Raw genomic sequence first — 22275 nt, forward strand, 5'->3', positions numbered from 1 at the left:
CTATTAAGAACAAGTCTTTCAAAATGGCGCCTTAGACGCTTAGGTCGTTTGGCTGAGGAGGCGTATTCTACACTTCCTAGTGTCGGCGTCAAGCGCTTATTTTAAGAAGTTTTTCAAGCGATGATTCTTTGTTCAAGTCACATCTGATTGAGCTTCTAAAGCGATTGTCACCTGAGGCTAATTTCCGTAGAAGTTAATCTCTCTAACACTGTGTGCTTGGCTAGTTGCCTGCTTCACTGTGTCAGTGGGGTCGCATTATAGGGGGATTCGAAAAGAGCGCAAGCGCTTTTTATCAATTAATTGCTCGCTTGACGAAGTTTTCAGCAAAGCCCACTTTTTCGCTTATTTATCCTACTTTTCACGCTCAAATCTTCATCTATTTAACTCTAGGCTATAGATAAAGTTCATTTTTTCAGCAACACACTAGAGTATTCGCCAATAATTCATTACCATATGCAGGTTATTAACAGTTAGTTATCAATTCATTTATTAACTCTTTAGAGATTATATTTATGCAGAAGTCATTCTTGATTGTCTTGGCAGTAGCCATTATAGGTGCATTAGCCATTTTTCAGATTGCACCAGATCTAAACGGCGCTATAGCTTTCTTCACAGGTGCTATTATCGCGAGCGTTATTTTTTCACTTCAATCTAAAAAGCCTAGCTCTACAACTAACAGCAACGAAGCATATAGTGGTCCAACTATGACTCTATATGTAGGTAACCTTCCTTATAGAGTTCACGAAGGTGAAGTTAAGTCATTATTCGGTGAATTCGGCCCAGTTAACTCGGTACGCTTAGTTCGAGATCGTAAGACTGGGCGTCGTAAAGGATTTGGATTTATTGAGATGTCTGAGGCCGGTGCAAAGAAAGCCATGGTTAAGCTTAACGAATTTGATTTCCAAGAAAGAACATTGAAGGTTCGTGAAGCTAAATCACAAGACTCAGATAAAAGTGATAACAACGCATAAAGATTTATAGCTACCCTAGATTGGCTGAAGAGCGTGACACTATCCTAGTGAATCCTTTTTCAGCTAGTCTGGCTGTTAATCCCGCCGAGATCCCTTCCGTAGTATAAATTGCCGTTAAATTACTTTGTCTATTATTAGCTATATTATTAAGAGAAAACTCGTTAAGCAGAAAAACGACTCTCTGCGCGATTGCGACTCCAGAATCGAGTAACTTTACCCCATCACCGAGGATCCGCTGCATCTCATCAGCTAATATAGGAAAGTGAGTACACCCTAAGACTAAGGTATCTAGGTTCGATTGACGAATAGGTTCTAGTTGGGCTCTTAGCTTAATTAGATCGACCCCGTCACCTGCAAGTTTCGCCTCAGCCAACATCACCAGTTCCGATGAGCCAAAAAGCTCGACCTTACATCCATCGGCAAACTGCTCAATCAACTCTCTTGTATAAGACCGTTTAATCGTACCAGGCGTTGCTAGCAAACCAATATGCCTTGCACTAGATAGTGCAGCAGCAGGTTTAATTGCAGGCACTACACCCACAATAGGAATGGATAACCTTTCGCGTAGACCGGGGAGCACTAAAGTACTTGCCGAGTTACAGGCAACAACAACTAAGGATGCATCGATCTTATTAGCCTGTTCACAAATCAGCTCTACACAACCTTGAATAAGAACCGACTCTTCTAACTCCCCATAAGGCAAACGAGCATTATCGAATAGATAGCAGCAATCTTGATCGGGTAATACTTTTCTGATCTCATCAAAAATCGACAGTCCACCGATCCCTGAATCAAAAATAAGAATAGGTCCAAACAAAAGTATTCTCCGCTATAGAGTAAAAATGGTTTCAATACACATAAAAGAAGCGTCGTTAGGTCTTACAAACTGCATGATAGGCAATATTGCTTTAGAATTTTCCCACAAGCTAGGTAAAATCGGAAGTGAGAAACTGGACATCCTAGCTATCTAGTATAATATTCCGCCCCTAATTTAATGCCAACGGTGATCAAGATATGAATTTAGCAGCAATGGATCCTACAACCTATGATGTGCAACTAGAAGCAAAGTGCGTCAAGTTAAAGCAGTTATTTGCTGATTTTGATACACCTGAACTAGAATCATTCAGTTCTGAACCTGCTCATTATCGTATGCGTGCTGAGTTTAGAGTTTGGCATGAAGGTGAAGACCTCTATTACTATATGTTCGATAAAGAACTTGATAGTAAGGTTCGTTGCGATCAGTTTCTGCCAGCAAGCGAATTGATTAATAAAATGATGCCTGTTTTAGTAGAGCTATTAAAGCCAAATACTATTTTACGCCACCGTCTATTTCAAATCGATTTCTTATCAACGCTAAGTGGTGAGATCTTAGTATCACTGCTTTACCACAAGCAACTTGATAGCGAGTGGGAGCAACAAGCAAAGATCCTTAAGCAAACACTTAGCACTCAGTTTAACGTTAACTTGATTGGCCGAGCGCGTAAGCAGAAGATCATCTTAGATAAAGATTTTGTTGTTGAGTCACTCAATGTTGCTGGCAAACAGCTACAGTATCATCAGATTGAGAACAGCTTTACTCAGCCTAACGGCAAGGTATCAGTTAAGATGCTTGAGTGGGCTATTGATGTCACTAAGAATAGCAGTGGCGATCTACTTGAGCTTTATTGTGGTAACGGTAACTTCTCTATCGCGTTAGCACAAAATTTTGAGCGCGTATTGGCAACCGAGCTTGCTAAGCCTTCTGTTGAGTCAGCGCAATACAATATCAAAGTGAACCAAGTAGACAACCTGCAAATCATCCGTATGTCTGCAGAAGACTTTACCGAAGCGATGGCGAAGAAGCGTAGCTTCAGACGCCTAGAAGGTATCGACTTAGATAGCTATAATTGTAATACCATTTTTGTTGACCCGCCACGCGCTGGTCTGGATGCGGATACTGTTAAACTAGTGCAAGGTTATGAGCGTATCGTTTATATCTCATGTAACCCTCATACCCTTATCGATAATTTAGGTGAGCTGAGTAAGACCCATAAGATTACTCGCTTCGCCTTGTTCGATCAGTTCCCTTATACGGACCATATGGAATCAGGTGTATTTCTTGAAAAGAAATAAACATCCATATTATTTCGAATAAACAAAAACGGCATCCCTAGGATGCCGTTTTTCGTTGAGTCATTTATAGACTACTTCTGCTCTTTTTTGTTCTGTAAGGCCTCGGCCCCTTTAGCAATCATATGCAATTGAATGACCAAGCGATCAGCCAAAATCTTACGATCCGCACGTTTCATATCTAGTGCTGCAGCACCTGCGTTAAACACTAAAGTCACAAGAGCCTCAGCTTGGGCATGAGCCAACTCGGGTGAGCGATGAGCAGTTGCCTCGGTATAGTGCGCCAATTCAGAAATAAAATGCTCTATTTCACGAGCCACGGCCCCCCTGAAAGGTGCTGACGTTCCCGAACGTTCATGCAGTAGAATACGAAATACGTTAGGATTTGATTCAAGCACTTCCATAAAGGTGTCAACCGAAATGCGGATCACACTGCCACCGGCTTCTGCACGTTGGCGACCTTTGCGCATCATCTGTCTAAGCGTCAGACCGCCTTCATCCACCATGGTCAAACCCAGCTCATTCATATCCTTAAAATGACGATAGAATGAAGTTGGAGCAATGTTCGCTTCACGCGCAACTTCACGCAAACTTAGGCTAGAAAAGCTACGCTCAGCACTTAACTGGCTAAATGCCGCATCGACGAGTGCCCGTCGCGTCTTCTCTTTTTGTTGTGCTCTAATGCCCATGTTGAACCTACTTACAAAAATTATTCCTTGAATAATACCGCTTTTTAACACAAAACGCAGCACCAACAAACTTGACCCCGATCACTATCCAAGTTAAATTGGCGTACAGATGTACGCTCAACTTGGAATTATAAATATAATGAAAAAACCTCCGATCATCTGGATGAATGTGAGTCTGTTTAGTATCACGTTTGCCTGCGCCGCAATATTCGTTCCTTGGTATGGGATTGCTCACGGGTTTGACGCCATCGAATGGATAGCCTTTGTGGTTCTCGCCTTTGCGAGCGGCTTATCAATTACCGGTGGTTACCATAGACTCTGGTCTCATCGAACTTATAAAGCCCATGCCTCAGTTCGATTTCTCTATGCCTTAGGTGGAGCGTTAGCACTGCAAAACAGTGCATTACATTGGTCTTCCGATCATCGAGTTCACCATAAGCATGTCGATAATAATGACAAGGACCCCTACTCTGCAAAGATGGGATTTTGGTACAGCCATATTGGTTGGATGCTGCGTGAATATCAGGCTCAGCGTTACCATGACTACAAGAATGTTCGCGATCTTCAAAACGATAAAATCGTTATGTGGCAACACAAACACTATCTGCCGCTACTGCTTATCATGAACTTTGGTTTGCCGATCCTACTGGGCTGGTTGAATGGCGATATCTTGGGCATGCTATTGTTAGCTGGCTTACTGCGCCTTGTGGTGGTGCATCACTGTACTTTCTTTATCAACTCACTCGCTCATATCTGGGGTTCACAGCCCTATACAGATAAAAACACTGCGCGTGATAACGGCTTCCTAGCCATATTGACCTATGGCGAGGGTTACCATAACTATCACCATATCTTTGAGAACGACTATCGTAATGGTATTCATTGGTGGCAGTACGACCCAACCAAGTGGCTGATTGATGGTTTAGCTTTAGTTGGCTTAGCCGATGGCCGTCGTGTTGTACCACAGGAGAAAATCGAGCACGCACGTTTTCAAATGCAATTAAAGCGTACTCAGAATAAGGTTGCTCACCTGCCTAATAGCGAAGAACTCATAGAGAAATTACAAGAAGAGTACGAGACATTAAAGGCCCACCTAGCTGAATACTACACTGCTAAAAAAGCCTTAATCGAAGCCAAACGCAAGCAGCTTGCAGATAAACAGCTACTTAGCCAAGTTAAAGAGCTAAAGATCCGCTTTAAACAGCAACAGAGAAGCTGGCACAATTTAACAGCCAGCTTTAGCTAGGTTTAAAAGAAGAAAGCCGCTATCACAGCGGCTTTTTTGTTTTAGCAGGTCATGATTTCCCAATTCAGGCAAAAATAGCTCAATGCAATTAGGCACAAGTCTCAACTTGTACCCGAGCCCGATTGAAGTCCCTCGGTTATGGGTCTATCATGATCGGCTACTTACTATTTATTAGGGCGTTTTAAGCTCATGTCAGATTCAGAAATCAAACTTACCGAGTACAGTCACGGCGCGGGTTGCGGCTGTAAAATTTCTCCAAAAGTTCTCGGCACTATACTTGCCTCTCAGCTGCCTGTATTTGATGACCCTAATCTACTGGTAGGTAACCAGACTCGCGATGATGCTGCCGTCTATCAGCTTAACGAAACCACAGGCATTATCAGCACTACTGACTTCTTCATGCCGATTGTAGATGATCCATTTACCTTTGGACGTATCGCCGCAACTAACGCTATTAGTGATATCTACGCCATGGGTGGCACACCTATGATGGCCATTGCGATTCTAGGCTGGCCAGTGAATAAATTGCCGGCAGAAGTCGCTCAGCAAGTCGTTGATGGCGGCCGGAAAGCCTGTGCCGACGCTGGCATTATGCTAGCCGGTGGCCATAGCATCGACTCGCCGGAACCTATCTTTGGTTTAGCCGTAACTGGCCAGATCCCTTTAGATGAGCTCAAGCAGAACGATACTGCTAAAGCGGGTGATAAGCTTTATCTTACTAAGCCACTTGGGATTGGTATTTTGACTACGGCTCAAAAGCAGAAAAAGTTAGCCGATGCTGATCTTTACACCGCAGCAGAAGCCATGTGCCAACTCAACGTTCTAGGCCCTAAGATTGCCAAGATCCCTCAAGTTAATGCACTAACCGATGTAACAGGCTTTGGTTTAGCTGGGCACCTGCTTGAGATGTGCCACGGTGCAGACCTAAGTGCTAAGCTGGATATTAGCTTACTGCCTCTTCTACCGAATGCTCGTCACTACTTAGAGTTAGGATGTATTCCTGGTGGCACCCACAGAAACTTTGATAGCTATGGTGAACACCTACCTACGCTTACCGATGAGCAAAAAGCCATTATTTGCGACCCACAAACCAGTGGTGGATTATTGATTGCTGTTGCTAGCGAAGGCGAAGCAGCCTTACAAACATTACTATCTGACAATGGTATCGAACCTATTTGCATCGGTCAGCTCGCCGAAAAAAACGCGACTAGCACCGTGGAGCTCATCTAATGCCACTCAATAAAGTGCGTGCCAGCGAATATCGCCGAATACTCGTTAGTGATCATCCCATCATGGATGCGCGCGCACCGGTAGAGTTTGAAAAAGGCGCCTTTCCGGCAAGCGTAAACCTACCTTTGATGGAAGATGAGGAACGCAAGCTAGTCGGTACCTGCTACAAAGAGCGAGGCCAAGCTGCAGCCATAGAACTCGGGCATTCACTAGTTAATGGTGAGGTGAAACAACAGAGGGTCGATGCTTGGTTAAAATTCTTCAGCGAAAACCCTCAAGGTTATCTTTACTGTTTTCGCGGTGGTCTTCGATCACAGCTAACTCAGCAGTGGCTAAAAGAAGCAGGCTTAGATATTCCCTTCATTGAAGGTGGTTATAAGGCCATGCGCCAGTTTCTAATTGAAACCATTGATAATGCGCCCAATGTAAAGCCGATGCTTATCCTAAGCGGTATTACTGGCAGTGGTAAAACCGACTTTCTTTTACAGCGTAAAGAAGCGGTCGATTTAGAGGGATTAGCGCATCATCGAGGCTCCAGCTTTGGCCGCTATCACGAAGGACAGCCAAGCCAGATCAACTTCGAAAACTCTTTGGCAGTTGCACTGTTAAAGCATCAGGATAGCAACGCAAAACACTTGCTACTCGAAGATGAAAGCTTCCTGATTGGGCGCTCAGCCCTACCACAGGCGTTCTATGCTGGGATGCAGGAAGCCAATGTCTTGGTATTAGAAGAATCGATAGATGCAAGACTGAAGCGCCTACTTAACGAATATGTACATAAGATGCATAGTGGTTATATCCAAAGACTGGGTGAAGAAGCAGGCTTCGAAGCTTTTGCTCAATACTTGGCCCAAAGCATCACTGGCATAAAAAAACGTCTAGGTGGAAAGCAACATGACGAGCTTCAGGCAATAATCACTGATGCTTTAAGCACCCAAAGGAGCCAAAATGACACTCGCGGTCATTTAGCTTGGATTGAGTTGCTGTTGCTCAAATATTACGACCCTATGTATCAATATCAAATCGACAAAAAATCGGACCGCATCCTCTTTAGAGGTGATCATCAAGCCATGCATCAGTGGCTAGATAACCATTAAGCACCGGCTTTGCTCTAAGTTAATCCCATTAGCTGTTATCCGCAGCTAATGGGGCTATTGCTAACTTCAGTACTCTTCCCACGGTAGCAGTACATTTAACTGACACCACTTGAAAATTTGCAAATTCGACGCGAGATTTAAACTCACCAAGTGAGGCCTTATCCACGCAAATCACGCTATCAACTTCCATTTGTTGATGCGGATACCAACTCAACCGAGATAATACGCGGCCAATAAAGCGATTAGGCCAAGGCTGCAGGCTTAAGTTTGCAAACAAGACCGGGTGGTTAAAGCTACCAAATATCACCATTAACTCTCGCCAAGATGCTTGTTCAGTAACGACCAATAATTTAGACGATTTATGCAAAGACTCTAGATCTAGCACCTGAATCTTATGGGAAACCCTGCGAATAAAATAACTCACACAGCTGAGTAAGAGTTCTGGCCAGCGCCAAAACAAATACAAGAGCACTAGGATATTTGCCACCGCTAAGACTAAAAACAGCTGCTCTATCGGCCACTGCAACACATTCAAAACCAACATGGAAAATATAGCCGAAGTCACCATAAATAGCGCATTGACGATATTGTTGCTCGCGATCGCCTGTGCACACTCGCCCTCTTTGGCTCGCACCTGAATATAGGTATAAAGCGGCACGATAAATAAGCCCCCTCCGACACCAATCATAAGCAGATCAAACATCAGACGATAGTGCCCTGTCTCAGCAATAAAACTATCTAACTGATAGAGAGCTACCAAGGTCGCTTGCTTGGGTAGGGCAAAGTAGAGATCTATCCCGAAACAAGCGAGTAACAGCAAGCCTAAAGGCATGATCCCAAGCTCCACTCGCCGGCAAGACAGCCGCTCACAAACAAATGAACCGACACCAATGCCAACCGAAAATAACAATAAGAGTAGCGATACCACCCTTGCATCAGCATTTAAAGTTATCCGAGCAAAATTTGGAAACTGAGTAAGATAAGTCGCTCCCACAAACCAAAACCAACTGATTGCTAAAATGGCGGTCCATATCGCTGAACTTTGACGCGCCTTATTAATATTATCTATGGTGGCCGAGAAAATAGAAAAGCGAGGTTTTACATCTGAGTGAGCAGGAATACTCGGAATAAACCAACTCGCGCTGATTCCAATCAAAGCTAGAATAAATACCGTGGCCGCAGCCCAGTAGGTAGCCTTGTCACTGGCAACTATCATCCCCGCCGAAATCGTTCCGATCAAAATGGCTAAGAAGGTGCCCATCTCAACCCAAGCATTACCCGAGACGAGCTCGCTTTCGTGTAGCACTCTGGGTAACAGCGAATACTTTACTGGGCCAAAATAAGCAGACTGTACACCTGTAAGAAACAGTAATAGCAGCATAAGCATATAGCTATGACTAATAATGGCGAAGATAGCCACCGACATGATGATGAGTTCGAGCAGCTTAAGCCTGCGAATAAGCAGCGCTTTATCAACGCTGTCTGCCAGCTGCCCCGCATGAGCGGAAAACAGCAAGAAAGGCAGAATAAACAGGCCCGCAGCGAGGTTAACAAAGAGATGTATATCGATAGGCAACAGTTCAACTTGCGAATAAGTCACTAACAGCAGCAGCACGTTTTTAAATACGTTGTCGTTCAAGGCGCCTAGGCATTGAGTCACAAAGTATGGGAGAAAACGTCTGCTAAATAACATTCGCCTAGCTATAGCCTGACTTGCGGTAACCCATTAATAACCTAGGTTCATTATCGCCAAAGTAGTCAGACTCGAATCCTAGCTCGATAAAACCAATACGTGAATATAGATCTTTAGCCGGGTTATCAGGTGCTACGGTTAAATTAACTTGATTAACTCCCTGAGGTAAAACGGCTAATAACTGCGAGATAAGCTTAGTTCCTATCCCTTTTCCGCGAGCGGTATCAGAGACCGCTACCGACAGGATCCAAGCAACATCAGGCTGCCCACTACTTGAGGCTAATAAATACCCTAAGGTATTGTTATCCTCATCCTTAGCCACCAATAAACCATTTGGCCAACAGTCTAACGCTTGTCTGAAGAAAAAGTCTGGATAGCAGTGGCCGGGAAAGCATTGCCGCTCAAGTGCATCGATAGCGTTAAGATCTTGTTTATCGGCTTGCGAGATCTGAATTAAATCACTCATTGATTAGAATTTGATCCCACTCCAGTGCAGGTGCACCTACCACGATAAAGTTGGGGTTCTCTAGACTTTCTCGCTCGTTATAAGTTAACGGTTGCAGATTAATATCCATAACCTGTCCGCCCGCTTCCTCTACAATTATTTGCGCTGCGCCGGTATCCCACTCCCCTGTTGGACCGATGCGAACATAGCAGTCGGCTCGTCCTTCGGCTACCAGACAACTTTTAAGCGCCGCACCACCTAGCACCACTAATTCACAATGCTTATTCTGGTTAAAGAGTTTAATCACCGACTGCGGATCTTGTCGACGACTCACAGCCAAACGTAACGAAGACGAATCATCATTGCTTAATTGCTTACTACTAATACGGATTTCCGCGCCGTCTTTACGCTTATAAGAACCTAGACCTGCAATGCCGTAGTAACAAACGTCTGTCATTGGCGCATATACCACCCCAAGAATGGGTCGATTATGCTCAACAAGAGCAATGATCACTGAAAAATCACCACTACCGGCAATAAATTCACCGGTTCCATCTAGCGGATCGACCAACCAATAACGCTGCCAATCACAACGTTCAGCAAATGGGATATCAGCATCTTCTTCAGATAAGACAGGAATATCTGGCGTTAGCGCCGTCAAAGCCTTGGTAATGATTTCATGAGCAGCGAGATCGGCAGAAGTCACTGGGGTATTATCAGATTTTATCTCTCGCTCGAAATCGCCTTTCTGATAAATTTCACGGATTTTTGTCCCCGCGAGCGTAGCGATTTCAATGACTTGGTCTACATAATTCTCTGGCTTCATAACTACTCCAACAGCCTAATACCAATAACTCGCGTCAATTATAACTATCTAAGTTGTAGATGTTTTTGCGCTAAAAATAAAGCACTTACACTGCGAGACTCAGAAAAATCTTCCTCCGATAGCAACTCTTGCCATGCTGCCAACGGCCAAGTAACCATATCGATAGGCTCCGGTTCGTCGCCTTCTAGTCGACTCTCATATAAATCTTCGGCTAAAAATATTTGCATCTTACTGGCGAAATAACCTGGGGCTAAGCTCAACTCCATCAAATGGGTTAGCTTTCTGGCACCAAAGCCTATTTCCTCTTGCAGTTCTCGATTAGCCGCTTCATGAGCTTCTTCACCAGGATCGACCAAGCCTTTAGGAAAGCCTAGCTCATAGCTATGCGTACCTGCAGCATACTCTCGCCCCAATAAAAGCTCGGTGCCATTAAGCACTGGCACAACCATGACAGCGCCACGATTGTTACCTTTCATACGCTCATATTGGCGCTCGACTTGATTCGAAAATCTCAAGTGCACCTGCTCAATCTGAAACAGCCGACTCCTTGCCACTATTTCAGTATGCAAAATCTCCGGCTTATCATTTTTTTTAGTCATACACATCCCAGTGCAACTACCAATTCAAGTATAATCTTACTATTCTCGCTCCAATCTACAACATGAATTTTTAGGATTGCTCAACTATGTTTCCATGGAATGAAATAGACAGCGTTTTACTCGATATGGACGGCACCTTATTGGATCTGCATTTTGACAATCATTTTTGGATGCAACTGATACCAAAGGAGCTAAGTCAACAGCGAGGTATATCAGAGAAAGAGGCTAGCGAGTGGGTTGAGCAGTGTTATGCCAATGTAGAAGGCACCTTAAATTGGTACTGTCTTGATTATTGGGAGCAGCAGATGGGGCTGGATATTATGTCACTTCACCGCACTCTCGTGGAACGGATCCAGCTACGCCAAGACAGCATGCCCTTCCTTGACGCCCTGCAGATTGCTGGCAAGTCTCGCATCTTAGTCACCAACGCTCACCCTAAAAATTTAATGCTGAAGCTGGAACACACCGACTTAGGCCTAGGCCTAGATGAAATGATCTCAAGTCACGAAACGGGTTACCCCAAAGAGCACCCGCTGTTTTGGCAACACCTGTTCGATAAGTTTAACTTGGATCCCAGCCGCTGCTTATTTATCGATGATAATGAAGCCATTTTACAAGCGGCAAGGCTAGCAGGCGTAGGATATCAGTTAGGGATCTCCAACCCAGATAGCCAGAAGCCCAATAAGGTCTTCAATGACTTCCCAGCCATTGAAGATTATCACTACCTACTAGATGAGCTCATTAAACCATCGTAAGAGAAAGAGACAAAAAAGGCGCCGATTAAGCGCCTTTTTTGAATAGCTTGAACTAGATAGGTAGCCTGCCTTGATAGGTTATCGGGTAATAACCTTGGCTGTCTTTCTTACCTAGGAAAGACAGTGCCTTCTTCAAGTCATCAGGCTGAGTGTTCACTTCACGGATCTTGGCGTTCACCTGTACCATCTTGTTATCGGCTAAAACGATATTGCCATCGAGGCCAAGCCCATTAAGTTTCTCATCTGTAGTCAGCTCAACTTTGCCATCAAGACAAGCCAGTCCAAGCGCGATATCGCCAAGCGGATACTTACCAAACTGGTTCGTGACATTCACTTGATTCAAGAATAACTTACCAGACAGCTGCTCACACCAAGGTAAGCCCTGCTCAAAGTTATCTACCAATACGCTCAAATCACCGTTTACTTTAGTTCTAAAGGGTAAGTTAGTACGTCCTAACAAGAAGCTGCTCGGCGCTTCAAACCTTAAGCCTGAAACGTCTAATCCACTTAGTGAGTAGGCAATGGTTCCCTTACCGTTTACTGCACTTGCTCTGCTACCGATCACCACATCGGCCTTAACGGTACCAGTCAATAAAGACCAGACATTCAAGTCCCAAGTTATCATTTCCACTTGGCGTTGTTGCACGCTGAGCATATCGATCTTACCCGCCCAAATCGTGCCGGATACACCACTAATGGCGACATTCTTTGGCAAGGACGCCAACTTAACTGCGATATTGGCCGGAAATTGCACCACTAAAAATACCAAGTAGACCAAAAAGCCTAACGCAACCATCTTTACTAATTTCACTACAACACCTTACTTGGACAGCTGAATACGACGAACATTAACATAGCCAGGAGTATCGGACTCTGCTAAGTCTAAGCTCTCTAATGACAACCCCTTGTTCTGCACCAATTCATTTAAATAATTCAATAACGTATCGAAAGGGACTTCATCCATCCACACTTGGATCTTGTTACCTTGAGGCTGCATACGCGTAATCTCTAGCCCAAACGCTCCCGCAGTTTGGTTAACGGCAGCACTCAAGCTACCTCTAAAAGCATTACTACCGCCACTTTGCTTCAATCCAGCAATGCGATTGGCGGTTTGCTTAACATAATTCAAGGTACTTTGTTGCCCCTCGAGTCTACGCTGAGCCTCAGCTTCTGCATTGGCTATTGGCGTCCAAACGCCCCAATACAAAATACCTATCACTAACACTACACCACAAGCTGCAACCATCTGCTGCTCACGCAGAACTAAGCCGTTCCACCAAACTTTGAAGTTTTCCATCTTATTTGCTCCTTATGGTTAAGGTGCTGGTGACTTGAGATTCTCCACTGTTCATCGCACCACCATCGAGCTTGTAAGAACGCGCAATGATCTCTTTAAACTTTTCAATTTGCTCATAATTCTTAGCGGTTACCTGCATACGAATTTCGTTACGATTGCTATCAAACCGTAAGGTAGTTGGCTTAAGTGCGGGCACTTGCGCGAAGGCTTCTTGCATGCCACTAAGCATGACAAAAAACTCACTACCACTACCGCCGCCTTGAAGGGTGCGCACATAACTTTCCATCTGAGAGCGCAAGTTAACGACTCGTGAACTCCCAGGAACGACTTGCTTATAGATCTGCTCGCTTTGCACCTGCAACCTATCCGAATCGCTATTCATCTGATGAATATTCAGCCCTTTATTGACTAGGGCTAACAGGATCACTATCCCGAATGCGATAGCCGTATTACGCCATAAAACAAGATGTTTACCGTACTCTTTCTTCGGCTTATAAACACCAGAAAGCAGATTCATTGGTGCGTTGAGCATACCTTTGGCAAGCACTAGCATAGGCAGATCTAGCGGCTGAGATTTCACATCCGCCCCAGTCATTTGTAGATCGGTATATGCCGCAACGCTAGTGTTGCCACTGTCTGCAGTCGCTAGCAGTTGTGGCAGTACCACATCCATCCAGTTCTGCGTCAGACTCACACCACTGCCTTCGCCTGTTCGCAGCAAAATCTCTTTACCAAAACTCATTGCCGCCCAGTCACACTCGGCCAATGGCAATGCCAAACAGTCAGGTACGATACATTTAGCCTTCAGGCCGGCATCTGCTAACCATTCGATCCAAGCTTGCATCTGCTCATGAGCAACCACGGCGATGCTTAGGCTCTCGCCATTACGAGGCCCAGTAACAAAATGCAGTTCATCCACGTTTTGAGCTAGGTTCTCTTCCAGCATAAAAGGCAAAGCCTTAACGGCTTGACGCTGACTTTTTTCAGGTAGCTCAACGTGAGTTAAAGTAATACTTGATGCAGGCACTAAAACGTCAACCGCGCGATTACCCGCTCTTTCAGTAAGAGTCGATAGTGCACTGGCATCGCTAAGCTCACCAGAACCTATAATTTCTTGCTCCTGTTCAGACCAAACGAGCCAAGAGCATGCTTGCTCGGCAGTCTGACCTAAGCGGATGAATAGTCTTTCACTCACTGATTTATCTCCACAAGTCTCTTCAACTCATTAAAGGACCGTTGTTATTTTTGCCCACCAAACTGGCGAGATAACACTTCTAATTTTTTGCTGTCGCCATACAGTACGCTTTCTAATCTAAATACCGCTGTATCGACCTTAGCTCCGGCTTCGAGTAGAAAATATTTACTCGTTACCCCAAAACTCGACTTTAGTTTTGCGTCACCCGAGAGGCTAGCAATAGATGAGTTTTCCCAAAACTCATCTATCTTGTCATACCCATCTAATGGCCGCTGATTAATGATACTTTCAGCCTCGCCCACCGATATCTTGTTGTCAAACATGCCTGCAATTATTGCCGCTTTCTCCACAGGAACCGTATTTACATTCAATACTTGGGTGGTATTGCCTGGAATCGCACAGACATAGGGGGCCAATTTCAAGTAAATATCTTGGGTAAAGCCCATCACTGCCCGCAGTTCACTCTTGTGACTCATAAGTGTATTAGCCGCTCGATACGGCACATTGCGCGACTCATATTCCGCATCTTCTGCGCCATAAGGCCCTGCAGTTTGATCCTCATCGATATAGTCTTTGAGTGTTTGTGCTAAGCGCTCTGCTGCGAAATCATCCATTCCTAATGCGACTAGCAATCCCTTGAACTGCACCGCAGGCAAGGGCAATTTAGGCTGACCATTTTCTACTTTTTCGTCAGGCGCAGATAACGAATTCACATTAAAGCAGGAGCGCATATCGCTAATTTTACCTGCAATCTCCCCTTTTTCGGCGGGGAAGATTACATCAGCAAGTGCCCAATACTGTTGCAAATGCACAGTATCTGAATCTTCTAGATCTTGCTTGAGCACCTTTTTAGCGATCTCTTCACCCGAAATCGCATACCAGAAAGCCTGATCATACTGCGCCATATTTAGAGTGCGCCTAACTGACAACTGATTACGCGAAGTAATATTGGTCGCAATAATGGCAACCATAGCGACAATCAACAGCACCACGATAAGAGCGACACCACGTTGCTTAGAAGGCATTATTCACCATGCCCTTTTCCGGTGCCATTATCATTACCGCTATTACGCTCTCCATCTGGTACAGACTCTTCGTCTCCCCCACCACTATTCGTATCATCGTTACTGCCAGCAAGTGCGCCCTTAGGCACTAGGAACTTACGCTGTACCTTACCTATATCTTCAAACTCAATTTCTATCGCAATCGCCTTAGGTAACTTGGTCGCATCGGTTTGACGCTCCCATTTGTCATCGGCAAAAAAGGCGTATTCCACTGAAAGCACCTTATCCATAATCACTGTTTTAATTGGCTCTGAACCAATTTCAGGTTCAGGATAAGGGTAATACCAGCGCTGCAACTGTCCTTCCATCACCACGTAGGCGACCGACTGCAAACTGCCCCTCGGCAAGAGCCCGTCAGGGTTTAACCAACCTAGGCGAAAAAAGACTAAGGACTCAGACTCTGAATCGAGCATATTGCTACCCGTCTGAAAAACCGTAGTGGCTCTCCCTCCCTCTAATAACCTAGGCGTACGTGCGACCATCTGGTTTAAGTCTCGCTCAATCACACCAAAACCTTGCTGCATCGCCTTTAACTTAGCGGCAAAATCTCGGGTTGCCGTGTCGTTTTTCATCACGGTACTCAGCACGGTATTCGCTGCCAAACCTAGCATGGCAAAAATAGCGATTGCGATCAGCATCTCTAGCAGCGTGAAGCCGCGCTGAGAATTAGTCAGCCTTAAGCACATAGCTGCTCACCTCAGCAATGACCCGAGCAAAGCGCTCATCATCACTGACACTTATGCGGATCATTCTAAAATTATCATCGGTCGTTTTAATGACCTCTTTACGCCAATACCAATCTTTATTGGCAAGCTCAGTCTGTCCGTCTTTGCGACCAATCTCTGGAAACTTAGGATCTAAACGCGCATCGACCATCTGGTTATGAGCAACCCATTGCGCCATGGTGCGCTCTTCTAAAATGGGCATGTTAGCAATCTGCTCACCTAAGCTCTTAGTGATAGAGACGGCGGCGATAGAAAATACCGCCAAGGCAACGATCACTTCCAGCAGGGTCATGCCTTTTTGTTTAGTCCACCTACTCATAAGACTTCTTCATCTTCGAAACCCATACGTAGGCGACCCAAGGCATCACCAAACACCACGACTTCAATATCTTGCTTCATTTCATCTTCACTAACGAAAGACAATTCAAAAGCGCTCATCTCCCCACTCGGGAATAACATGATCTGCGGCTCAGGAAACTTCTTCTTTTCGTCGGCGGATTTTTCAATAAGGGGCTCATCAAACCAAGAATCTTGTTCTTCGTCATCTTGAACTAAAGGTAAGCCATCGAGCACCAGCACCATCTCTACATCAGGTTCCATCTGACGCTCAGCCAGCAGCCTATCTTGCTCTAGAGGCTTCCACTTTCCCTCATCGTAATAAACATATTTGTAGCTAGTATCTTCGATAACTATGCCAACGAAATGGCCACTCAAAACCGTTTCATCTAGCACCATTTCGGTAGACATCATGAACTGCTGAGCAGTGCGCTCGAGCGCCTTTTCTTTGCTTGCGCCACCCATGCCAAGGGTGACAGCAGTTGCGGCCAAGCCCATAAGCAAAACAACGAGCAACACCTCCATTAAGGTGAAGCCCGTTTGGCGTGCTAAGTTTACTCGCGGCAAGCTCATCTTATTGGAAGTTCTGTAGGTTCCAGTTACCAATATCATCTTCAGTACCTGGCTGGCCATCTGGGCCTGAGCTGAAGATATCGAGCTTACCGTTCTCACCTGGGCTCAATAACAGGTAATCGTTACGCCATGGATCTTGTGGTAGACGCTTAACATAACCGTCGGCACGGTAGTTACGTGGCTCTGGAGAAATAGTAGGCTTTTGCACTAAAGCTTCAAGGCCCTGTTCAGTAGTTGGATAAACACTGTTGTCTAGCTTATACATATCCAAGGCATTCTCTAATGCAACGATATCTGAAACCGCTTTTTGTTGATCAGCCTTATCTTTGTTGCCCATTAAGTTAGGTACGACCATAGAGGCTAAAATACCTAAAATAACAATCACCACCATAACTTCTAATAGGGTAAAACCTTTCTGTTTATTACGTGCTTGCATTAACAACTTCCTTAAACTAAATCACTCATACTAGCTACAAAACGCTTGTAGCTGACAGTGAGCATTAACCACTAATCATATTATTCAGCGCTAAAATTGGCTGAAGAATCGCTAAAACAATAAATAGAACCACGGCAGCCATACTAACAACTAGCATAGGCTCAAACACTCCTAGGGCTATCGTCACATTCGACTCAAACTCTCGGTCTTGGTTATCGGCAGCGCGCTCAAGCATCTGCTCAAGTTGGCCACTTTTTTCACCAGAGGTAATCATATAGAGCATCATAGGTGGAAAAAGTTTAGTGTTGGCCAGTGCAGTCCCCAAACTTGTGCCCTCACGCACTCTTAATGTCGCATCTTCGACTGCGGCTTTCACCTTAACGTTGACTAGTACATCACTGGCGATACGCATCGCATCGAGTAAAGGTACCGAACTGGCCGTCAAAATACTTAATGTACGCGCAAAACGTGCCGTGTTAAGACTTTTACTCACTTTGCTGATCACAGGCAGGCGCAGCAACATGCTATCGTATTTCATGCGATTTTTAGGAGAAACCAACAAACGTTTGGCGATAAAGAACAAGCCGACGATAACAGCCAAAACAATTAGGCCATAATCACGGATAAAGTCTGACGAGGCGATCAACAACTCTGTGGTCCAAGGTAACTCCTGCCCCATATGCTCAAACTGACCGACAACTTGCGGTACAACGGCGGCAAGCAGAATCGCAATCACACCTATTGCGACAACAGTCAGCACGATAGGATAGATCATCGCTTGGGTCATTTTACTCTTGAGCTGTTGGCGACGTTCGGTGTAATCGGCCAGACGATTCAGCACCACCTCTAAGTGACCCGATTTCTCGCCCGATGCCACCATAGCTCGGTACAGCTCATCGAATATATGTGGAAATTCAGCCATGGAGTCGGCGAGACTGTAACCTTCAACCACACGTGAACGCACCGCCATCACCATACTGGCTAAACGGTCCTTCTCACATTGTTGACCAACGGCTTTTAATGCCTCTTCAACGGGTAATCCGGCTGCCACTAGAGTAGCAATCTGACGGGTAATAAGCGCAAGCTCTGCCGTTGAGATCCCGCGCTTTAAAAAGCTAAAACTTGCGGTCTTAGCCTTGCTCTCTTTTTCTACCACTGGAGTGATCTCCAGAGGCATTAAGCGCTGCTCTCTTAGCTGAGTACGTGCGTGCCTTGCGGTATCCGCTTCGACAACACCTTTTTTCTGCTTACCCGTGTTGTCTAATGCTTTGTATTCAAATGCTGGCATGGCTTACTCCTCTCGAGTGACACGCAGCACTTCTTCTAGGGTTGTTTTACCCGCAAGCACTTTACTCATACCGTCGTGACGAATGCTCGGCACAGATTGACGGATATGTTTTTCAATCGCTAACTCACCGCGACCGGTGTGAATAAGCTCACGCACATGATCATCGACGATAAGTAATTCATGAATACCAGTTCGACCACGATAACCATTGTGACCACAAGCCTGACACCCCTTAGCGCGGAAAATTACACGCGGATCGTCAGCGCTAATACCGAGAAGCTCTCTTTCACGATTATCCGGCGTGTGTGCTTCTTTACAGCTTGGGCACAAGGTACGGATAAGACGTTGAGCGAGGACGCCCAGCAAGCTAGAAGAGACGAGGAAAGGCTCTACGCCCATATCTTGCAGACGAGTAATCGCACCCGATGCAGTATTGGTATGTAGCGTTGAGATAACCATATGACCAGTTAACGATGCCTGAACCGCAATTTGCGCAGTCTCAAGATCTCGAATTTCACCAATCATCACCACATCAGGGTCTTGACGCAAAATAGCACGTAAGCCGCGGGCGAAGGTCATATCGACCTTAGTGTTTACCTGAGTCTGACCGATACCTTCGAGTTCATATTCTATCGGGTCTTCGACGGTAAGAATGTTGGTATCTTTCGAATTAATTTCGGTAAGGCCGGCATAGAGAGTGGTACTCTTACCCGAACCCGTTGGTCCGGTCACCAAAATAATACCGTGTGGTCTACGGATCAGTTCATCAAATTGATGACGAACCGCTTCGGTCATACCTAGCTGCTCTAAGTCCAAGTTACCCGCGTTTTTATCTAATAGACGCAGTACCACACGCTCGCCATGACTAGACGGCATCGTCGATACACGCACATCTACGGCTCGCCCCGCAATACGCAGCGAAATACGACCATCCTGCGGCACGCGTTTTTCGGCGATATCGAGACGCGCCATAACTTTAATACGCGATACTAATAACGAAGACAGTTTACGGTTAGGTTTGAGGACCTCTTTAAGAATGCCATCGACACGGAAGCGCACAACAAGTTGCTTCTCATAGGTTTCGATATGAATATCAGAGGCTTCTTCTTTAATCGCTTCAGACAGTAGTGCGTTGATTAACTTAATAATCGGCGCATCATCATCGCCCTCAAGTAGATCTTCAGTTTGCGGCAGTTCTTCGGCAAGAGTGAACAGGTCCATCTCATTACCAATATCTTCCATCATCTGCTGCGCTTCAGAAGAATTTGCCTGATAGGCTTGGGTAAGACGCGCCTCAAAGGCTGTGTCTTCAAGCTTAATCAAAGGCAGTTCTTTACCACAATAACGGCGCACCTCAAGCAAAGATGCTAAAGGAGTACCTTGGGCATAATAAAGCGACAACTGATTATTTTCATCAGCGGTTAGCGCCACCTTAAATCTATGTGCGAAAGCAAATGGCAAACGCTCTTTACTGTTTGAATGAAAAAGCTGATCGGCTTCTTCCTCAGACACTAACCCAAGCTCATTAGAGACCTGCGCTAGCTCTTCATCGACTTGTATTGAATTCTCACTCATCAGAAGTTTCTTTATCTGTGTCGGTGCCTTGTTTATCGGATTCTTTGCTAGTCGAGATAGACTTTAGCGCCGGATCCGTTTCACGCATCTTAGTGTCTAAGCCTTTACCTTCTTTGTAACGATTCAACACTTCGTTGACTTCTGGAGGTAGATAATCAGCTTGATTCCACTCTTCTAAGATCGGAACCTGAGTATTTGGCATAAGGTTAACACCACGTTCCTGCTGCTCAAGTTGCAATGCACGGAAGTAGTTATACTTACGACCCGCAATGCCTTCCATGGTGATGCCGTCACGAATAATTGTTGGCTTGATAAATACCATCAAGTTGGTTTTTTTCTTACCACTAGAAGAGGACTTAAACAGGTGACCAATAATCGGAATATCACCTAAGAACGGGACTTTCTGCACCGACTCTTGTACTTCCTCTTTAATCAAACCACCTAGTACCACGATCTGACCAGAGTCAGCCATGACGGTAGTGGTTAAACGGCGAGTGGCGAAGGTGACGTCGACACCAGTCTTACCATTAATGCCTGACACTTCCTGCTCGATTGTCAGTTTAACCGAGCTTCCTTCGTTAATTTGAGGTACCACTTTAAGCTTTACACCCACTTCCTTACGTTCAACCGTTTGGAATGGGTTACTGTTGCCGTTACTCGAATTTTGACTACCGGTTAAAATAGGTACTTCATCGCCAACGATAAATGAGGCTTCTTGGTTATCAAGCGTTGTGATAGACGGTGTAGCAAGAACGTTTGATTTAGTATCGCTCGACACGGCTTGAATCAAGGCTGCAAAATCGCCCATAGCCACGCCCCACGCCATACCATTTACCTTACCCAGTGCTTGAGCAAGTAAGGTAATATCACCACGGGTGTCTGGATTCTCGGTACAAGTACCGTCGTTACAAACTGTTGAACCTTCTTCACCTTGAGCCTGCCAAACACCGGCACCAATCTCACCTATGGTTGGGCCAAGATTATTGAACTGAGTACCACCGCCAGCTTCAGTTGCCCACTGCACACCAAAACCAACATCATCACCTTCGCCAACTTCTACGATAATCGCTTCAACCAGTACCTGCGCACGGCGAATATCCAGCTGATTAATCACGCTCTCAATGGTGCGCATCTGATCCGGCTCAGCGCTGATCACCAAAGCGTTGGTATCGGTATGCGCCATAATATTGATTTCATTACGACGTTTGCTGCCGCCACCTTGTGGTGTACCTTTATCGTCGACAAGTTGTTCAGCAAAACCTGTTAAGACTTCAACCAGATCTTCTGCCTTGGCGTAACGCAAGTAGCGAACCTTAGTGTTACCCGTGGTTGCTTGTTCTGCATCTAGATTTTTAATTAGCTGAACCACACGCTCACGACTCTTCTCATCACCACTCACCACCACGGCGTTAGTACGCTCATCGGCAACAACTTTTGGCGCTTGGCCTGGCATTTGTGCTTGGTTAGCAGTTGAACGGTAAAGAGTATCGACGATGCGGACGATTTCACCGGCTGAAGCATATTCAAGCTTAACCACTTCAACAGCGGTATCACCTTGCTTATCAACCCGGCGAACAATTTCAACCAGCTTATTAACCACTGCGGCACGGCCTGAAATCATCAATACATTGGACGGATCGTAGTTAACCACGTTACCGCCGCCAGCATTATCATTTAGCTGACGTAATAGAGGAGCAAGCTGCTTAGCTTCGGTGTTATAGAGTGCAACGATACGGGTAACCATCTCGTCGCCTAGGCCTGGTGCATTATCATCGGCAACGCGGATTGATGCGGTTTTAGCATCTTTATCTTTGATCACCTTAATGATGTTGTTGTCCATCTCGACAACGGCATAGCCATAGACTTGTAATACGTTGAGGAAGAACTGGTAGTACTGTTCGTCGTTAAGTAGATCGTAACTACGAACATTGATTTTTCCGCGAACGGTTGGGTCGACAATAATAGTTCGATTCAAGTTTTTACCAACAATATTGATAAACTCTTGAATATCAGTGCCTTTAAAGTTAGCCGCATATTGTTCAGACCATGCAAGCTGTGGAGCTAATAGTGAAGCCCCCATAACCATACCGGCGATTAATCTGCGTCTAATCCGCTTATTATTCATT

The 22275-nt window shown here is 45.3% G+C and carries 23 protein-coding genes; 6 read left to right on the plus strand and 17 right to left on the minus strand.

Annotated elements, in window-relative coordinates:
• Positions 1 to 512 precede the first annotated feature (512 nt).
• A complete protein-coding gene (locus Q1A86_RS19930) occupies positions 513 to 971 on the plus strand; it encodes an RNA-binding protein (protein ID WP_299810819.1) in 459 nt (152 codons plus the stop codon).
• Positions 972 to 981: 10 nt separating this feature from the next.
• Here Q1A86_RS19930 and murI read toward each other — a convergent pair whose 3' ends face one another.
• Positions 982 to 1788, minus strand: coding sequence for a glutamate racemase (murI, locus tag Q1A86_RS19935; protein WP_299810822.1), 807 nt, complete (start codon positions 1786 to 1788; stop codon positions 982 to 984).
• A 197-nt stretch (positions 1789 to 1985) separates the two neighbouring features.
• On the opposite strand from murI, the gene trmA reads away from it, so the two are divergent.
• Complete coding sequence (trmA, locus tag Q1A86_RS19940) at positions 1986 to 3083, plus strand: tRNA (uridine(54)-C5)-methyltransferase TrmA (protein WP_299810825.1); 1098 nt, start codon at positions 1986 to 1988, stop codon at positions 3081 to 3083.
• Between the two features lie 71 nt (positions 3084 to 3154).
• Here trmA and fabR read toward each other — a convergent pair whose 3' ends face one another.
• Positions 3155 to 3769, minus strand: coding sequence for an HTH-type transcriptional repressor FabR (fabR, locus tag Q1A86_RS19945; protein WP_299810828.1), 615 nt, complete (start codon positions 3767 to 3769; stop codon positions 3155 to 3157).
• A 139-nt stretch (positions 3770 to 3908) separates the two neighbouring features.
• Between fabR and Q1A86_RS19950 the strand changes: the two genes are divergently transcribed.
• The 3 genes from Q1A86_RS19950 to mnmH all read left to right on the plus strand — a co-directional run bounded on the left by Q1A86_RS19950 (position 3909) and on the right by mnmH (position 7342).
• Positions 3909 to 5015, plus strand: a complete 1107-nt coding sequence (locus tag Q1A86_RS19950; RefSeq protein ID WP_299810831.1) for a fatty acid desaturase — start codon at positions 3909 to 3911, stop codon at positions 5013 to 5015.
• Between the two features lie 189 nt (positions 5016 to 5204).
• Positions 5205 to 6245, plus strand: a complete 1041-nt coding sequence (gene selD / locus Q1A86_RS19955) for a selenide, water dikinase SelD (RefSeq protein WP_299810834.1) — start codon at positions 5205 to 5207, stop codon at positions 6243 to 6245.
• Complete coding sequence (gene mnmH / locus Q1A86_RS19960; RefSeq protein ID WP_299810837.1) at positions 6245 to 7342, plus strand: tRNA 2-selenouridine(34) synthase MnmH; 1098 nt, start codon at positions 6245 to 6247, stop codon at positions 7340 to 7342. Before selD ends, mnmH begins: the two co-directional genes overlap by 1 nt.
• A gap of 28 nt (positions 7343 to 7370) precedes the next feature.
• Here the strand turns inward: mnmH and Q1A86_RS19965 are convergent, their stop codons facing one another.
• From Q1A86_RS19965 to nudE, 4 genes are read right to left on the minus strand one after another with little or no spacing between them, the layout of a single operon-like run.
• Positions 7371 to 9035 carry an MFS transporter gene (locus Q1A86_RS19965; protein WP_299810840.1) on the minus strand — a complete coding sequence of 555 codons (1665 nt, stop codon included), beginning with the start codon at positions 9033 to 9035 and terminating at the stop codon, positions 7371 to 7373.
• Between the two features lie 4 nt (positions 9036 to 9039).
• The gene (locus tag Q1A86_RS19970; RefSeq protein WP_299810843.1) at positions 9040 to 9501 is read right to left on the minus strand and encodes a GNAT family N-acetyltransferase; all 462 of its coding nucleotides are present in this window, start codon (positions 9499 to 9501) and stop codon (positions 9040 to 9042) included.
• The gene (gene cysQ, locus Q1A86_RS19975) at positions 9494 to 10306 is read right to left on the minus strand and encodes a 3'(2'),5'-bisphosphate nucleotidase CysQ (RefSeq protein ID WP_299810845.1); all 813 of its coding nucleotides are present in this window, start codon (positions 10304 to 10306) and stop codon (positions 9494 to 9496) included. The genes Q1A86_RS19970 and cysQ overlap by 8 nt, the downstream gene beginning before the upstream one ends.
• A gap of 44 nt (positions 10307 to 10350) precedes the next feature.
• Positions 10351 to 10905: an ADP compounds hydrolase NudE gene (nudE, locus tag Q1A86_RS19980; RefSeq protein WP_299810847.1), complete on the minus strand. Its 555-nt coding sequence runs from the start codon at positions 10903 to 10905 to the stop codon at positions 10351 to 10353.
• A gap of 86 nt (positions 10906 to 10991) precedes the next feature.
• Here nudE and yrfG point away from each other — a divergent pair, with 86 nt between their 5' ends.
• Positions 10992 to 11660, plus strand: coding sequence for a GMP/IMP nucleotidase (gene yrfG / locus Q1A86_RS19985; RefSeq protein WP_299810850.1), 669 nt, complete (start codon positions 10992 to 10994; stop codon positions 11658 to 11660).
• 52 nt (positions 11661 to 11712) lie between these two features.
• Here the strand turns inward: yrfG and Q1A86_RS19990 are convergent, their stop codons facing one another.
• From Q1A86_RS19990 to gspD, 11 genes are all read right to left on the minus strand, one after another.
• Complete coding sequence (locus tag Q1A86_RS19990; protein WP_299810853.1) at positions 11713 to 12471, minus strand: type II secretion system protein N; 759 nt, start codon at positions 12469 to 12471, stop codon at positions 11713 to 11715.
• Positions 12472 to 12480: 9 nt separating this feature from the next.
• Positions 12481 to 12957: a type II secretion system protein M gene (locus tag Q1A86_RS19995; protein ID WP_299810856.1), complete on the minus strand. Its 477-nt coding sequence runs from the start codon at positions 12955 to 12957 to the stop codon at positions 12481 to 12483.
• A 1-nt stretch (position 12958) separates the two neighbouring features.
• The gene (gspL, locus tag Q1A86_RS20000) at positions 12959 to 14152 is read right to left on the minus strand and encodes a type II secretion system protein GspL (RefSeq protein WP_299810859.1); all 1194 of its coding nucleotides are present in this window, start codon (positions 14150 to 14152) and stop codon (positions 12959 to 12961) included.
• Between the two features lie 44 nt (positions 14153 to 14196).
• Entirely contained in the window at positions 14197 to 15177 is a 981-nt protein-coding gene (gene gspK / locus Q1A86_RS20005; protein WP_299810862.1) for a type II secretion system minor pseudopilin GspK, read from the minus strand.
• Positions 15177 to 15902, minus strand: a complete 726-nt coding sequence (gene gspJ, locus Q1A86_RS20010; protein WP_299810865.1) for a type II secretion system minor pseudopilin GspJ — start codon at positions 15900 to 15902, stop codon at positions 15177 to 15179. Before gspJ ends, gspK begins: the two co-directional genes overlap by 1 nt.
• Positions 15883 to 16260, minus strand: a complete 378-nt coding sequence (gspI, locus tag Q1A86_RS20015) for a type II secretion system minor pseudopilin GspI (RefSeq protein ID WP_299810868.1) — start codon at positions 16258 to 16260, stop codon at positions 15883 to 15885. The genes gspJ and gspI overlap by 20 nt, the downstream gene beginning before the upstream one ends.
• Positions 16257 to 16889, minus strand: a complete 633-nt coding sequence (gene gspH / locus Q1A86_RS20020) for a type II secretion system minor pseudopilin GspH (RefSeq protein WP_299810871.1) — start codon at positions 16887 to 16889, stop codon at positions 16257 to 16259. Before gspH ends, gspI begins: the two co-directional genes overlap by 4 nt.
• On the minus strand, positions 16852 to 17286 hold the full coding sequence (gspG, locus tag Q1A86_RS20025) for a type II secretion system major pseudopilin GspG (RefSeq protein WP_299810874.1): 435 nt from the start codon (positions 17284 to 17286) through the stop codon (positions 16852 to 16854). Before gspG ends, gspH begins: the two co-directional genes overlap by 38 nt.
• Positions 17287 to 17350: 64 nt before the next feature.
• Complete coding sequence (gene gspF / locus Q1A86_RS20030; protein WP_299810877.1) at positions 17351 to 18574, minus strand: type II secretion system inner membrane protein GspF; 1224 nt, start codon at positions 18572 to 18574, stop codon at positions 17351 to 17353.
• Positions 18575 to 18577: 3 nt separating this feature from the next.
• Complete coding sequence (gene gspE / locus Q1A86_RS20035) at positions 18578 to 20149, minus strand: type II secretion system ATPase GspE (RefSeq protein WP_299810882.1); 1572 nt, start codon at positions 20147 to 20149, stop codon at positions 18578 to 18580.
• Positions 20142 to 22274: a type II secretion system secretin GspD gene (gene gspD / locus Q1A86_RS20040; protein WP_299810885.1), complete on the minus strand. Its 2133-nt coding sequence runs from the start codon at positions 22272 to 22274 to the stop codon at positions 20142 to 20144. Before gspD ends, gspE begins: the two co-directional genes overlap by 8 nt.
• Between the last annotated feature and the right edge of the window lies 1 nt (position 22275).

This window comes from uncultured Shewanella sp., from assembly GCF_947497935.1.
Classification (GTDB): domain Bacteria; phylum Pseudomonadota; class Gammaproteobacteria; order Enterobacterales; family Shewanellaceae; genus Shewanella.

Bases quoted from the DNA above. Each gene is read 5' to 3' on its own strand.
- Q1A86_RS19930 (WP_299810819.1), top strand. From the start codon at position 513: ATGCAGAAGTCATTCTTGATTGTCTTGGCAGTAGCCATTATAGGTGCA.
- trmA (WP_299810825.1), top strand. From the start codon at position 1,986: ATGAATTTAGCAGCAATGGATCCTACAACCTATGATGTGCAACTAGAA.
- fabR (WP_299810828.1), bottom strand. From the start codon at position 3,769: ATGGGCATTAGAGCACAACAAAAAGAGAAGACGCGACGGGCACTCGTC.
- Q1A86_RS19950 (WP_299810831.1), top strand. From the start codon at position 3,909: ATGAAAAAACCTCCGATCATCTGGATGAATGTGAGTCTGTTTAGTATC.
- selD (WP_299810834.1), top strand. From the start codon at position 5,205: ATGTCAGATTCAGAAATCAAACTTACCGAGTACAGTCACGGCGCGGGT.
- mnmH (WP_299810837.1), top strand. From the start codon at position 6,245: ATGCCACTCAATAAAGTGCGTGCCAGCGAATATCGCCGAATACTCGTT.
- Q1A86_RS19965 (WP_299810840.1), bottom strand. From the start codon at position 9,035: ATGTTATTTAGCAGACGTTTTCTCCCATACTTTGTGACTCAATGCCTA.
- Q1A86_RS19970 (WP_299810843.1), bottom strand. From the start codon at position 9,501: ATGAGTGATTTAATTCAGATCTCGCAAGCCGATAAACAAGATCTTAAC.
- cysQ (WP_299810845.1), bottom strand. From the start codon at position 10,306: ATGAAGCCAGAGAATTATGTAGACCAAGTCATTGAAATCGCTACGCTC.
- nudE (WP_299810847.1), bottom strand. From the start codon at position 10,905: ATGACTAAAAAAAATGATAAGCCGGAGATTTTGCATACTGAAATAGTG.
- yrfG (WP_299810850.1), top strand. From the start codon at position 10,992: ATGTTTCCATGGAATGAAATAGACAGCGTTTTACTCGATATGGACGGC.
- Q1A86_RS19995 (WP_299810856.1), bottom strand. From the start codon at position 12,957: ATGGAAAACTTCAAAGTTTGGTGGAACGGCTTAGTTCTGCGTGAGCAG.
- gspK (WP_299810862.1), bottom strand. From the start codon at position 15,177: ATGCCTTCTAAGCAACGTGGTGTCGCTCTTATCGTGGTGCTGTTGATT.
- gspJ (WP_299810865.1), bottom strand. From the start codon at position 15,902: ATGTGCTTAAGGCTGACTAATTCTCAGCGCGGCTTCACGCTGCTAGAG.
- gspI (WP_299810868.1), bottom strand. From the start codon at position 16,260: ATGAGTAGGTGGACTAAACAAAAAGGCATGACCCTGCTGGAAGTGATC.
- gspH (WP_299810871.1), bottom strand. From the start codon at position 16,889: ATGATATTGGTAACTGGAACCTACAGAACTTCCAATAAGATGAGCTTG.
- gspG (WP_299810874.1), bottom strand. From the start codon at position 17,286: ATGCAAGCACGTAATAAACAGAAAGGTTTTACCCTATTAGAAGTTATG.
- gspF (WP_299810877.1), bottom strand. From the start codon at position 18,574: ATGCCAGCATTTGAATACAAAGCATTAGACAACACGGGTAAGCAGAAA.
- gspE (WP_299810882.1), bottom strand. From the start codon at position 20,149: ATGAGTGAGAATTCAATACAAGTCGATGAAGAGCTAGCGCAGGTCTCT.
- gspD (WP_299810885.1), bottom strand. From the start codon at position 22,274: ATGAATAATAAGCGGATTAGACGCAGATTAATCGCCGGTATGGTTATG.